This is a genomic window from Deltaproteobacteria bacterium (assembly GCA_019310525.1).
Taxonomy (GTDB): Bacteria; Desulfobacterota; DSM-4660; order Desulfatiglandales; family HGW-15; genus JAFDEE01.
The window spans coordinates 1-13,963 of record JAFDEE010000080.1 but is presented as its reverse complement, the minus strand read 5'-3'; the positions used below and the strand labels follow the sequence as shown (position 1 = coordinate 13,963).

The 13,963-nt window shown below is 49.4% G+C and carries 11 protein-coding genes; 5 read left to right on the top strand and 6 right to left on the bottom strand.

Annotated features, from left to right (window positions below; genetic code table 11):
* Positions 1-276: 276 nt before the first annotated feature.
* Positions 277-462, bottom strand: a complete 186-nt coding sequence (locus tag JRF57_13325; protein MBW2304680.1) for a hypothetical protein — start codon at positions 460-462, stop codon at positions 277-279.
* Positions 463-1,165: 703 nt separating this feature from the next.
* Here JRF57_13325 and JRF57_13320 point away from each other — a divergent pair.
* The 5 genes from JRF57_13320 to JRF57_13300 all read left to right on the top strand — a co-directional run bounded on the left by JRF57_13320 (position 1,166) and on the right by JRF57_13300 (position 6,192).
* The gene (locus tag JRF57_13320; protein MBW2304679.1) at positions 1,166-1,840 is read left to right on the top strand and encodes a PAS domain-containing protein; all 675 of its coding nucleotides are present in this window, start codon (positions 1,166-1,168) and stop codon (positions 1,838-1,840) included.
* A gap of 218 nt (positions 1,841-2,058) precedes the next feature.
* Positions 2,059-3,195 carry an aminotransferase class I/II-fold pyridoxal phosphate-dependent enzyme gene (locus JRF57_13315; GenBank protein ID MBW2304678.1) on the top strand — a complete coding sequence of 379 codons (1,137 nt, stop codon included), beginning with the start codon at positions 2,059-2,061 and terminating at the stop codon, positions 3,193-3,195.
* A gap of 385 nt (positions 3,196-3,580) precedes the next feature.
* Positions 3,581-4,549 (top strand): threonine/serine dehydratase, encoded by a 969-nt coding sequence (locus JRF57_13310; GenBank protein ID MBW2304677.1) that lies wholly within the window; start codon positions 3,581-3,583, stop codon positions 4,547-4,549.
* A gap of 363 nt (positions 4,550-4,912) precedes the next feature.
* Positions 4,913-5,275 (top strand): hypothetical protein, encoded by a 363-nt coding sequence (locus JRF57_13305; GenBank protein MBW2304676.1) that lies wholly within the window; start codon positions 4,913-4,915, stop codon positions 5,273-5,275.
* A complete protein-coding gene (locus JRF57_13300; GenBank protein ID MBW2304675.1) occupies positions 5,266-6,192 on the top strand; it encodes an HD-GYP domain-containing protein in 927 nt (308 codons plus the stop codon). Before JRF57_13305 ends, JRF57_13300 begins: the two co-directional genes overlap by 10 nt.
* Before the next feature lie 4 nt (positions 6,193-6,196).
* On the opposite strand, the gene JRF57_13295 is transcribed toward JRF57_13300, so the two are convergent.
* From JRF57_13295 to JRF57_13275, 5 genes are all read right to left on the bottom strand, one after another.
* Entirely contained in the window at positions 6,197-7,123 is a 927-nt protein-coding gene (locus tag JRF57_13295; GenBank protein MBW2304674.1) for a TIGR01777 family oxidoreductase, read from the bottom strand.
* Positions 7,124-7,607: 484 nt separating this feature from the next.
* Entirely contained in the window at positions 7,608-8,312 is a 705-nt protein-coding gene (locus JRF57_13290) for an anaerobic ribonucleoside-triphosphate reductase activating protein (protein MBW2304673.1), read from the bottom strand.
* 69 nt (positions 8,313-8,381) lie between these two features.
* Positions 8,382-10,541, bottom strand: a complete 2,160-nt coding sequence (locus tag JRF57_13285; GenBank protein MBW2304672.1) for a ribonucleoside triphosphate reductase — start codon at positions 10,539-10,541, stop codon at positions 8,382-8,384.
* Positions 10,542-10,794: 253 nt separating this feature from the next.
* Entirely contained in the window at positions 10,795-12,471 is a 1,677-nt protein-coding gene (locus JRF57_13280) for an SUMF1/EgtB/PvdO family nonheme iron enzyme (GenBank protein MBW2304671.1), read from the bottom strand.
* A gap of 44 nt (positions 12,472-12,515) precedes the next feature.
* Positions 12,516-13,604 (bottom strand): hypothetical protein, encoded by a 1,089-nt coding sequence (locus tag JRF57_13275; protein ID MBW2304670.1) that lies wholly within the window; start codon positions 13,602-13,604, stop codon positions 12,516-12,518.
* Between the last annotated feature and the right edge of the window lie 359 nt (positions 13,605-13,963).

Here is a 13,963-nt window from a genome sequence, read left to right as displayed (position 1 = left end):
AGTGATTGCCCGCCGGTTGTTGGGCGGGAACGTAGCGGAGGGAACATCCTTTTACCCTTCACCCACGCCTTACAACGCAGCACAGATTCGGCAAAATCGGCAATCCCGAAGGGTTACAAATTTTGAATGAATTTGATGTTTCCGGACTGCACCTTTTTGGTGAATGCAACCTGACCTGGAAAGATGCCCAACAGTCTGTAATTATTAAACAAATGACTTCTTTCAAAATTTGTCATGCATAATTTGGGTTGAATTTGTTCGATTAACAACCGGACACTAGTGATATAGCCCTATTTTTATATGGACATCCCACGGAGGATCTTGGATTATCATTTCCCCCACCGGTGGTACTACCACGTTTCCATGGGAGGAGTATTTGACAAATCCTTCCTCGATGACCGATACGACATCAATGTTCTTCAAGGCACCTTTGATTTGTTCCAACCCGACGATTCTTGCCATTTTACCGTCTCGCGTGTCAGATAGGTTTTTTAATCGGTCCCTAAAGTATTTAGGGACAAAGCCATTCACATCCTGCTACCGGTTCTGGGAAAAAGAAAGGAAGAGGGGAAATCGGTGATGGCCCCTGAAGTAACGGCACTTGAATGATGATGGAGCCTTATGCCTTTTCTCTTTATTGCTCCGGAAAAATAAAGGACAGGAGTCAAAGGATCCACAATTTCCTTGACATTGTGTCTAATATTTTGATAATTATTTCTTATACGAAACAATAAATCTTATTGTTTTTATTAGCATATTTGTTACATTACGAATTATGTCAATATTTTTATATGAAATCAACCTTGACAGTTTGTCAATTTAGCGGGGCGGGAGTTATTAGCCAAAGATACTGAATGAGTCCCGGTTTATTGATAGATTTGGACCACAAGCCGGCTTCAATTCCAGGAATAGAAATTTTTCCATGAATGCAGAAACTTTGACCCCGGCAAAGCCCGGAGAGGGGCAGAGCACAAAGCAAAAACAAATCAAGGTTTCGCCAATAGACCTCCAGAAGCATGCCCCGCCTGCGCGGGTGCCTGCCCTGTTGGAACGGCATACAGGCAGAGAATCAGCATATTTATCCGCCTCAAGATGATTGACCCAGGGGCTACGAAAAAACCATTTGTGTATGGGAACCAACAATACGATTTGTTTAGGGGAAGGTATGGGTCTTTTGGAAAAGATGGGTCTTTTGGACTTATTAAAGCGCCTTGCAGAGGGTCTCGTGGCCGTGGTCGGGCCCCATTGCGAGGTTGTAATTCATGACTTCAGCGACTTGGAGCATTCGGCAGTGGTTGTCGCAGGGAATCTTTCCGGGAGAAAACCAGGCGCCCCTGTGCCCGATATGGACTTTATATCAAAAGACCTTGCTTCTGACACACCTGACCAATTGAATTACAAGATTAAAATAAATTCCAAGGAGTTCCAGTCCTCGACCGTATGGATCAGGGATCCAAAAGGGAAAATAGTCGGTGCCATATGTATCAATGTCGACTTTTCCAACCTACTCAAGGCAAAGGCTCTTTTGAACGCCCTGACGGCATCTGCAGAGGAAACTCCACCCTTTATAATAAGGGATTCCCTTGCCAGGGATCCTGACGAACTGATTGAGCTTTCTGTTTCTTCTTTTCTTTGTCAAAACGGGATCAACAATACCGAATCAATGGGGCAGGATGAGAGGATCCGGTTGGTTGAAGCCTTTGAAAAAAGCGGATTGTTTCAGTTCAGAGGAGCAACGCAACGCCTTGCAGAAATACTCAAAGTATCGAGGGCTACGATTTATAACTACAAGTCACTTATTGGGCCCGGCCCTCAAAAAGATAAAGAAAGGGAACGGTAACCATACAATGCCGGAAAGGGCCGGCTGTCTTCTGGATCCATTCAAGGGATTTTCTCATCAAGCCCTCTTTATTAAAAACTGGGAATGACGGAAAATATCAGCAATAAATTCTCCGGGTGAACAAAAGAAGAGATTGAAAAACACGGAAATTCCATCCTCGTGAAATCAGGTCTTTCCATAACTTTGTGTATTCCAAAAACAGATATGGAGGAAAGGAAATGCCAGTATTTCAACCTTTTGTCATGGAAAGGATGATGTCAAAATTTGAACAAGAAGTAGATTTCAATTTATCGGAAAGCGGGGTTCATCCTGTTCTTTTAAGGGAATTGTTGGCCAGTGATACCAAGTTCATAGATGAATTGCTGGATACCGATCTCAATTATCCTCATGTAAACGGTATTCCGGAATTGCGCCGAAATATCGCCGCAATGTACCATGGGGCAAGACCTGAAAATGTATTGGTAACCGTAGGGGCAATCGAAGCAAATTACATCACTACCAGGACTCTCCTGTCCCCCGGAGATGAAATCGCCATAATGCTGCCCAACTATATGCAGATATGGGGCATTTCCAGGAACCATGAATACCGCATCAGGACCTTCAATTTACGGGAGGACATGGCGTGGTCACCTGACCTTGATGAGCTGGAGAGTACGGTTACCACAAACACCAAACTGATCGCCGTATGCAATCCCAACAACCCGACCGGGTACATCTTGACAGAATGGGAAATGGATAGAATCATTTCCATAGCAGATCGGATCGGAGCATGGATTTTGGCTGATGAAGTTTACAGGGGAGCAGAGCGTGAAACAGAAGAAGAAAGCCCATCCTTTTACGGGCGATACGACAAGGTGCTGGCAGTTGGCAGTATGAGCAAGGCATACGGTCTACCCGGACTCCGTATAGGTTGGGTGGTTGGTCCCGAGGAGACACTGGATGAAATCTGGGCCCGGCATGAATATGTTACCATCAGCGGAACCGTGCTTGCAAACAAGCTTGCAGCCCTTGCCCTTTCTCCTGGTATCAGGCCCCGACTTATCAACCGCACGAGGGAATACATCCGCAACGGCTTTACGGTACTTGAGCAATGGATGGACCGCAACAAGGATACCTTCACTTTTTCTCCCCCCAAGGCTGCTGCGATAACGTTTGTTCGCTACAATCTTGACATAAATTCCACCGAGTTCCACAGGCGCCTGCTGGATGAAAAAAGTGTCTTGATCGTCCCAGGCGACCACTTCGGCATGGATCACTTCGTGAGAATAAGCTACGGCCTGCCTCAAGATTATCTGAATTCCGCCCTGAACAGGATAAACGATCTTGTCGTTGAGCTGAAGCAGGTTCAAAATTGAGCCAGGTGATGTGGTTTAGATGGCCGGCGTGGTTATAATGACTTTGTCGATATTGGCCATAAAAAAATTACCGAGTCAACCATGGAGATGATCAGTTCAGCAATGGGAAATGCCATATCAACGGCCTTGAATCGTTATGGGCTTCTGCTAAAGGTAGACTGACTGAATTCCATGGTATCGCTGATTCTGCTTTCTATTTGCATTCCAAAGGATGCGAGTTTAGATTTAATCCCTTTGGGTTGAATTCCCCGCTGTTTGCGGCGGGGAATTCATTTACCGAAACAAAAAACACCCACAAAATGCTGCTTAAAATGTTCCAGGGAAAATCCCTGTCTCGTAACGACCAATAATTTACCCCTGCAAAAAATAAAAAGGAAGAACAGCGATGCATATTGATATAAAGCAGGAAGTGCTCGAAGCCGAAGCCAGGATCCGAAGTCACATCCGCGAAACCCCCATCGAGTATTCCCCTTACCTGAGTCGAATCGGGAACTGCAATGCCTACTTAAAACTTGAAAATTGCCAAATCACCGGTTCATTCAAACTCAGGGGTGCTCTCAACAAGTATCTTTCCCTAAGTCCGGAGAAAAGGAATAGGGGCATCATCACGGCATCGTCGGGAAATCACGGGGCTGCGATCGCCTATGTTTTACAAAAATTCATGGGAACCGGGGTAATTTTTCTGCCTGAAAATGCTTCCAGGGCCAAGCTTGGGGCCCTTCAAATGGCAGGAGCTGAAATCGCTCAACACGGCAATGATTGCGTAATGGCTGAAAAAGCCGCTAGGGATGAGGCACAAAGGTCGGGCAAAAGTTTCATTTCTCCTTACAATGATCCAAAAATAATCGGTGGGCAGGGGACAATCGCCCTGGAGTTGAAAGATCAACTTAAAAAGATAGATACTATGCTGATCCCGGTAGGCGGAGGTGGACTCATTTCAGGCCTAGCAGGATACATGAAGGAGACATCGGGAGGCATTGAGATCATCGGGTGCCAACCTGAAAATTCACCGGTGATGGCAGAATCCGTAAAGGAGGGAAAAATACTGGATATGGAATCAAAACCCACCATTTCGGACGGGACAGCCGGTGGATTGGAACCCGATTCAATCACCTTTGAAATGTGCAGGAAATACGTGGACGACTTCCTGCTGGTTTCGGAAGAAGAAATCAGAAGTGCCATAAGGTTGATGATCGAAAAACACCAAATACTTGTTGAAGGGGCCGCTGCCTTGTCAATCGCGTCCCTTATCAAGGCAAAAAGGAGGTTTCAAAAAAGGGAGGTGGTATTGCTTGTAACGGGCAAAAAGATTTCTCTTGACCTACTGAGATCCTTAATTCAGGATCCCGTTTAAAACAACGTCATGGGCCGGTGCTTAATACGCTGTCTGTACCTGTTGCAGGGAGACGCGCCCGAAGGGTATTTCAGGGAATGGTGGCTGTTCATTTCCTTCTCCAGCCTCTTTTATATCCATCGAAAGGAGATTGAACCCCATGAAGTTCCCTTGGCAAGAAGGCCGGGGAGAGACCTTCCTCTTGATTCTGGGGTTTTGGCTGCCCGGGGCTACGCTCCTGTGACCGGTGTTGCTCTTAAATTCAAGTAATTTTCCCATCCCGCCGATATTCACCTTTGAGATAACTCCCTTTAATCAAAGGCCAATTCCTACAATGCAGGACTTCTTAGGGAAATTTCCGGTCAAGTACTCCAGGAGACCGTCATGAACAATCAAAAGGCCGGCACATTAATCTTGAACATGGTCCCCAGTTCAGAGGCGGCTGAAAAAATCGGGGCCTTCCTGTCTCAATATGTGAAAAACACTTCCCCGGACAACGTTACGAAAATAATCAAGAGGGCTCCTGTTGTTTTGAGTAAAAACATCCCTGAAAAGGTGGCGGAAAACATTGTTTCAAAACTGGAGAAAATGGGAGCTTCGGCCAGATATGTACCGAAGGACACCCCCACAGGGATGCCACGTGTGAAAACCCATCCACCTCCTCTCCCCGAAAAACCTCTCACCCGGGAACCAACATGGAAAAATAGTTTCTTAAGAGAAAAACTTTTGAAAAGCTCATGGAGGTGAATAAAGAACTCTGGCTCATCCTCTCCATGATGATCATTATGGGGATCATGAACTACCTTCTTACCTCCCAGAGAATGTTGCTCGGTCTTTATACACTCCCCACCCTTTTCTCAGCCTATTTTTACGGCCGGAGGCATGCCACCCTTACCGCCCTTGCCAGTGTAATACTGGTCAGCCTGGCGGTCTATTACAATCCCTGGTGGCTTGATGAGGTTAAGAATGCATCAAGCACCAAGTGGTTTGAATTGACAGCATGGGGAGGAATTCTGATCATCACCGCCTATACCATGGGCACACTTTATGAGCGGAATACTGCCCAGATGAACGAACTGCGTCAAACATACAGGGGTCTATTGGTGATCCTTCGGCATTTCATCTCCCAGGACCAATACACTGAAAACCATTGTTACCGAGTTTCTATCTATGCGGCGAAAATCGCAGCCTATATGGGGCTGAGACCGGATCGAATAGAAGACGTCCGGGCGGCGGCTCTTTTGCACGATATCGGTAAGCTTGAAATAAGCCGGAACCTTCTTTACAAGGCCGCCCGACTCACAAAAGATGAATTCGAAGGGATCAAACGCCACGTTGAAAAGGGGGGCGAAATCCTTGAGCCAGTAAGTGGTCCCTTGGGGCGTGCAATACCCATCGTACTTGCCCACCACGAGAAATTCGACGGCTCCGGGTACAATGATGTCATCGGCAAAGACATTCCCTTGGAAGCCCGTATCCTTACGGTTGCCGACGTTTACGATTCCCTGGTAAGTGACAGGCCATATAGGAAAGCCATGTCTCCCTTTGAAGCAAAAGAGATCATCGCAAAAGGAGCCGGATCAGAATTTGATCCAATCGTAGTCAAGGCATTTCTTAAGGCCTTTTCAAAGGGGGAAATGGAAGTGCCGAACGTTGTGCTCTAGGAAATCAGGATTTGCCGCTCCCCGGCCTCACCAAATCCTCGACCGCCCCCATAAAACAAGGAAACTCGAACTGAAATCCCATACCCATAAGTTTTTTTGGCAATGCCCTTTGCCCTTCAAGGAGCATACGGCCGAATTCTCCCGCAAGTGTTTTAATGAGAAACGTGGGAACCGGAGGCAGAAAAGTCGGTCTTCCCAGGGCCTTCCCCAGCATTCCGGTAAGGTCCCTGTTTCGTATGGGCTCGGGTGCCGTGAAATTTACAGGACCCACAGCATCTTTTCTTTCAGCCAGAAAAAGAAAAATTCGTGCCAGATCCCTTTCGTGAATCCATGAAAACCATTGATTCCCGCCACCCAACCGGCTTCCAAGTCCCCATCTAAAAACAGATATCATTTTGGGAAACGCCCCGCCCTCGGTTCCCAGAACCACTCCAAATCGACAAAGCAATACGCGGCATCCCAAGGTTTCCGCCTCCAGAGCCACTCGCTCCCACTCTCCCGCGAGCCGTGCAAGAAATCCGTCTCCGGGAGGGCTCTCCTCTGAGAAAACCTCATCTCCACCGTGCCCGTAATAACCCACCGCCGAGGCGCTGAGAAAAACCGTATCCAGGCCCTTGCGCGCCTTAAGGGCCATGACCAAATTTTTCGTCGTACGGATCCTGCTTTTTTTGATCGCCTCCTTTCTTCTCTTGGTCCAGAGTGAAAATATGGAGGCCCCGGCAAGATTCACAATTACGTCATGGTTTGCGACTTCCTTTTGCCATGGTCCCGGTTCCGTTGGGTCTCCCACTAAAAATCCCGCGCCTTGGGGCAAGAGGCCGGGATTTTTCAGACTTCTGGTCAGCACTGTCACTTCATGGCCCTTTTCTATAAAAGCCCTGGCCAGGGTCCGTCCGACAAATCCAGTCCCTCCAGTCATGAATACCCGCATAAAGGCATGCCTCCCTTTTCTATTTCCCAGAGAAAACCTTCTCCAACCCTTACGAGGTGCAATAGACCATGTCAAGGCAAAGATTCAGATTATATCCCAAATTATGCGTGACCGCCTGTCCAAGAAAGGGTAAAAGGATTTTCCCAGGAGCGGCCTATTTTGGCTCTGGAGCAGCCTGCCTGCCGCAGGCAGGGAGAGCGGAAGAGCCAAAATCGGCAGTGAGCGGAGCCATGGACGGCGTAGCGCCTGCCCGCCGGCTGTTTGGCGGGAACGTAGCGGAGGGAACATCCTTTTACCCTTCACCTATCGGGTGCTGTCAGGATGCTTTAACATATTGTAATAAAGATAAATTCATCGGCAGCAGGATTTGTTGCATTGATGATGGATCGGATGACGAACAGGTAGGACGGTATAAGGTGACGGATTATCGGGTTTATGGCACGTTGAACTTTCCTCTGAGCTGAATGAAAAGTAAAGGAGATCGTCAGCGAAGGATACACTCCTCCACCCAGGGCTCAGCGATAGCCTTCAGACGCTCCATTTCCTCTCTTGAGTACCCCGCGCCATTCTGGCTTACGAAAAAATCAGGGTTCAGGATACACTTTGCCTGATGGAAGGTCTGGAGGGCATAACGTGCGGCTCCTTCAATGCTTTTTCCGATCTTCCGAACGATTCCCCCATCGACGAAGGGTTTGACGCAGGTCGTCCGGAATTCGTAAGGGACACCGGATGTCATGATGATCCGGATACTCGTGAGAATCGTGGTCGGATCCAAAGGCTCGGGGGTAAGCCCATGATATCGGCGGGGATCAGTCTTGATGTCCATGGCCACGTAGTCCACCGCACCATGGCTGAATAGGTCTTCCAGGACGTCGGGTCGGCTGCCGTTCGTATCCAGTTTTACAGGGTATCCAAGGGCCCGGATCGTTTTGCACAGCGAGAGAAGGTCAGGTTGGAGGGTCGGCTCTCCTCCCGTGATCACCACGCCTTCCAGGAAACCCGACCGAGCTTGCAATAAATCCAGGACCTGCTTTTGGTCGAAGGACTGGGTACCTTGAAAGGTCCCCAAGACCAGTTCGGGGTTGTGGCAATAGGGGCACCGGAAGTTGCACCCTTTCAGGAAAAGCACACAACTTATACGGCCGGGAAAATCTATGAACGAATTTTTTTGAAGTCCACCGATGACCATGTTCTTGTTTTCTGCTCATCCTTTGCGAAGACGTTCAGAAATGGTCCGCATCCTCGGTAGCCCATTATATCATGCGCAGCGGGCCTCCACCTTTTCGTAAGGGAGAGAGATGTCCGGTTCCTTGAATTCCTCGTCGATCGCCGGCACCTGGAAGGTCTTTCTCATGCCGAACTCGGCCCGTTTCCCGTTGTTCCACTGGTTCACCGGTCTAAGGTATCCGACAACCCTGGCATAGATTTCGGTCTCTCCTTTACAGATCGGGCAGACCTCCTTTTCTCCCTCTAGATAGCCGTGGGAGGGACAGACACTGAAGGTTGGGCTGAGGGTGAAGTAGGGCAACCTGAAACGGCTCACTACTTTTCGAACCAGGGATTTCACGGTCTCTACTTCGCTGATCTGCTCTCCCAGGAAGATATGCAGGACCGTCCCACCTGTATACTTGGTCTGCAATTCGTCCTGTAAGAGCAGTGTTTCGAAGATGTCATCGGTGTAGTTTACAGGGAGCTGGGTGGAATTGGTGTAAAACGGGGCGGCTCCCTGCCTGTACATTTCTTCGTTGGCGCATATGATATCCGGAAACCGCTCCTTGTCCATGAGGGCCAGTCGATAGGAGGTGCCTTCACCCGGTGTGGCCTCCAGGTTGAAAATGTGGCCGCACTCTTCCTGGATTTCCGAAATTTGTTCCCTCAGGAAATCCATGACTTCAAGCGAGAATGCTATTCCCTTCTCACTCGCGATATTCTCCCCCAGAAAGTTCAGGCAGGCTTCGTTCATTCCTATTATGCCTATGGTGGAGAAATGGTTCTTCCAATACGAACCGGTATGCTTCTTTATCTCCCTCAAGTAGAAGTTGGAATACGGGTAAAGATTGCTCTCAGTAAACCGCTCGAGGACCTTTCGTTTGATATTCAGACTTTCTTTGGCATAGGTCACCATCTGACCCAATCGATCAAAGAATTCCTTCCGGCTGCCGGCCAGATAGCCGATCCGCGGCATGTTGATGGTGACCACCCCGATGGAACCCGTGAGGGGGTTGGCGCCAAACAACCCTCCACCCCGCTTGAGGAGTTCGCGGTTGTCCAGGCGAAGCCGGCAACACATGGAGCGGGCGTCTTCAGGGGACATGTCGGAGTTGACAAAGTTAGAAAAGTACGGGATGCCGTATTTCCCTGTCATCTTCCAGACAGGATCCAGATTGGGATTGTCCCACTCAAACTCCCTCGTGATATTGTAGGTGGGAATAGGAAAGGTAAAAACCCGCCCTCTCGCATCCCCTTCGATCATCACCTCGGCAAAGGCCCGGTTGATCATGTCCATTTCGGTCTGGAACTCACCGAAGGTCTCCTTCTGTTCTTCTCCACCGATGATTACGTACTGATGTTTTAAGATGGAGGGAGGGGTCAGGTCCAGGGTGATATTTGTAAAGGGCGTCTGGAACCCTACCCTCGTCGGGATATTTATATTGAAAACAAACTCCTGAAGGGCCTGCTTGACTCCCCGATAATCCAGGTTGTCGTACCGGACAAATGGGGCCAGCAGGGTGTCGAAGTTGGAGATCGCCTGAGCCCCGGCCGCCTCTCCCTGAAGGGTGTAAAAGAAATTCACGATCTGCCCCAGGGCCGATCGAAGGTGCTTGGGAGGAGCACTTTCCACTTTTCCGCGCACCCCCCGGAATCCTTGCATCAGCAAGTCTTTCAGGTCCCATCCAACACAGTAAACAGAAAGGAGACTGAGATCATGGATATGGAGATCCCCCTCCTTGTGGGCCCTTCTGATTTCAGGGGGATATATGCGATTGAGCCAGTATTCAGAGGTTATATCCGATGAAATGTAATTATTCAGCCCCTGGAGGGAATAACACATGTTGCTGTTTTCGTTGATTTTCCAGTCCAGCTTCCGGATGTAATTCTCCACCAGATCAACGTTGGCCTTGGCCACGATATTCCTGATCTGTGCATGTTGCTCCCGGTAAAGGATATAGGCCTTGGCCGTCTTGTAAAAGGGAGAATCCAGGAGCACCCTCTCCACGATGTCCTGGATCTCCTCCACCTCCGGGGTGGGGTCCAGGCGCATTTCGTGGGCCAGGGTAAGAACCCGCAGGGTGAGCTTTTTGGCCTCCTTTTCGCCGAACTCTCCTGTCGCTTTTCCCGCCTTTGCAATGGCGGCTGTAATTTTGGTGGAATCGAACGGTACCTCTCTTCCGTCCCGCTTCTTGATGCTTTCGAACATAGATATCACCTCTGAAAGAAAATGAAACCAAGGACGCTTGTATTGCCGGGTTCAATTTTTGAATGATTGATGGGGCCTTCCGGTTTACCCCGGGGCGAAAAGGCCTTGAAAAACGCGAAAGAAACTAAAACTATCTGGAAATTATAAGGCAGTTACGAAAGGACTATCACAACATGTTGAGGCGTGTCAACACAAAATGCTACATCATCTTGTGTATGAAGAGAATTTACAGACGGCGGGACAATTAACGCGGTTAGACGGCGATACATCGGAATCCTAAAATATTTGAAGTGGAATCCGGCTCCATCTTGAACCTATTCCACAGGAACAGAGGCCGATTTGAAATCCAGCTCCCTCCCTTTACAATAAAGTATCGTTTTCCTTCCTCCTCCGGCTCCCATGGGGAAGAGGTCCATTCCAAAACATTCCCCAGAGCGTCCGCGATTCCGAACTCGTTCCCCCAGTCCAGGAACCGATCGACGGGCGTGGTATCTCCAACAAGACTTTCCTCGACATTGCACGCCCCTTCTTTCCATTCCTTACCCCAGGGGAATGGATAGCCCTGTGCGGTCCGTGTTGCAGCCTCCCATTCCTCTTCGGTGGGGAGTCTCTTCCCGGTCCATGCCGCAAAAGCCATCGCATCTTCGAGGCTCACCTGGACCACCGGGTGGCTTCGTTTTCCATGAAGCGTGCTTCCCGGACCAAGGGGCTGATACCAGCAAGCGCCTTCCACCGTTTTACTTGTAAGATCTGAGCGCCAATCCAGGGTCTCCAGGCCTGTCTCTTCATCTATTCTTTTCCGTGCCCGCGGGTAATAAACCGTGCCGTATCCCAATCTCTCGGCCGTGGTCTTGTAACCGGTCTTTTCAACGAAGATTTCAAACAGGGCATTGGTGACCGGGAACTTTCCCATGTAAAATGGAGCCATCTCAAGCCAAGCCTTTGGCCTTTCTTTTCCAGGGGGTCCACCGTTTCCAACCGGATATTTTCCCTTGGGAATAAGCAGGTACTGATTGAAAAACCTGTCCATGGCGGCAAGGGACTGATTAAATTGCTCAGCCAGCAACCTCGCCTTTTCATCATTTTCGATCCCCTCTTCATCGTCCCATCCAAGGCCCTTCTCCTCCAGCAATCCCCCTTCGGCCTCGGCCCTTTCCAATAGTTCGATTTCTTTGAAATCCCCTGTATCATCAAGTGGTTCCCCTTTTTCAGGACCACCCCCTTTTGCTGATCCCTCACCATCATCTTGAGCAAACCCCACATTTTCATCTATGGAGATCTCCTCGTCGTCCCCTTTCCCTTGAAGGGTCCCCTGATCACCACCTCCTGCTTCAAGAAGCTCTCCCTCAATGTCATCACCGTCAACCGCATCCACATCCTCCAGTTCCTCTACATCATCTCCTATCTCCGCCAGGTCATCTTCAGCAACCTCGTCTACCTCTTCAACCTCTTCAGCAACTTCATCCAGTTCCCCCTCATCCTCCAACTCCCCTTCCTCAATCTCTTCCACTTCCTCCGGCTCATCATCCTCAGTTACCTCTAATGCCTCATCCAGGGCCTCATCTTCAGCAACTTCATCTACCTCTTCAACCTCACCCTCTACCTCTTCCTCTACGGCCTCATCCTCAAGCTCAGCCTCTTCAATATCCTCCTCTTCCGCAACCTCCAGTCCATCCTCTTCTCCAAGCTCCTCTACCTCGTCTTCAGCAAGAACCACCGGTTCCTCTTCGGCTATCCCTTCTTCAAGCACCTCCTCCAGATCGGATTCCTCTGCCTCTTCATTCTCAAGATCGTCACTTTCAACCTCCTCAGCCTCTTCCACCTCTTCTACATCATCTCCTGTCTCCGCCAGGTCATCTTCAGCAACCTCGTCTACCTCTTCAACCTCTTCAGCAACTTCATCCAGTTCCCCCTCATCAACCTCCTCCAACTCGTCTTCAGCAAGCTCATCTACCTCACCCTCCTCTTCCTCCTCTAAGGCAAACTCTCCATCTTCAATCTCATCAACTCCAACTCCCCTTCCTCAATCTCTTCCACTTCCTCCGGCTCATCATCCTCAGTTACCTCTAATGCCTCATCCAGGGCCTCATCTTCAGCAACTTCATCTACCTCTTCAACCTCTTCAGCAACTTCATCCAGTTCCCCCTCATCAACCTCCTCCAACTCGTCTTCAGCAAGCTCATCTACCTCTTCAACCTCACCCTCTACCTCTTCCTCTACAGCCTCATCCTCAAGCTCAGCCTCTTCAATATCCTCCTCTTCCGCAGCCTCCAGTCCATCCTCTTCTCCAAGCTCCTCTACCTCGTCTTCAGCTAAAACCGTAGGTTTTCCTCTATTCACCACATCTTCATGACTACCTTCTTCTTGTCCTCCTTCATGACCCTCCAGTGACCCCCCTCCTCCTATCATCTTCCCTGTTCCGGGCACTCCTTCTCCGGAGCGATCATCTTGAATTCCTTCCCCGTAGGCTCCCCGACCTTGCCCTTCTTCGCCCTCCGCAGGCCCATTTCCCAAGATCTCGAGACCCACTCTTTCCGACAACTCCCGAACAAGATCTCTCAGTTCCTTGAATCCCGCCGCTTCTTGCTGTGCATCTGATTCCAGCAACACATCCCGGCGGGAAAGCAATTCCTTTACACTTCCGAGGACCTCCAGGAGTTCCTGAAGAGAGGCCCCTCCACCCTTCTCTGCACCATACTTGAGGGCTTCAAGGGCACTGTCCTTGGCTTCATCAGACATGATAAAGGTATTGGAAGGCCCAATAATGATTCCTTCCGGATTTTTATTTTCGTGGTAGATCCTTATAAGATCAGCGTTAATAGAAGAGCGGAGGCTGCTGAGGTTTTTGCGCCTGTGTTTCAGCTTGGTGGGATTGTCACCGACCGCCCAGAGGGTCCTGATTAATTCATCGGAATCGATCTCCCGGATCGTTTCGAGGGAATGCTCGTCCCGATAATAGGCCCGGATGGCCTGAAGGAGCCGGAACTTGGAGGAGTTTCGATTCCGATATCTCAGGTTCTCAATGGCCTTGTCTATACCTTTAAGGGTAATAGCGGCCGTCACCGCAGCCTCCTCAGAAAACAGATTTGATCCAAACCAATCACTGCAAAAGATATTCCACCTGGACGGATGCAGTTCCCGGTCTTGATGTACGCCGCTTCAGCAGGACCGGCTACCGATATTCATTTCTTTCAGGAGCTTGAGACACTGTCTTTAGTCCTGCTGGTATGGGTTTTGCAAAATTTCACTAAAGCCACCCCATGAGCGCGAATTCCCGGAACACCCTGAGCTGGGATTCCATGAGGATAACAAGAGACCACAAGGTTACAAAAGAAAGACCTTCCGGAAGAGGTGCTGTGAGATATCCTGGGGAAAGATTCAGTGAATACGCCATCCGGGGAGCCTCGGATATTTGAAAGGCA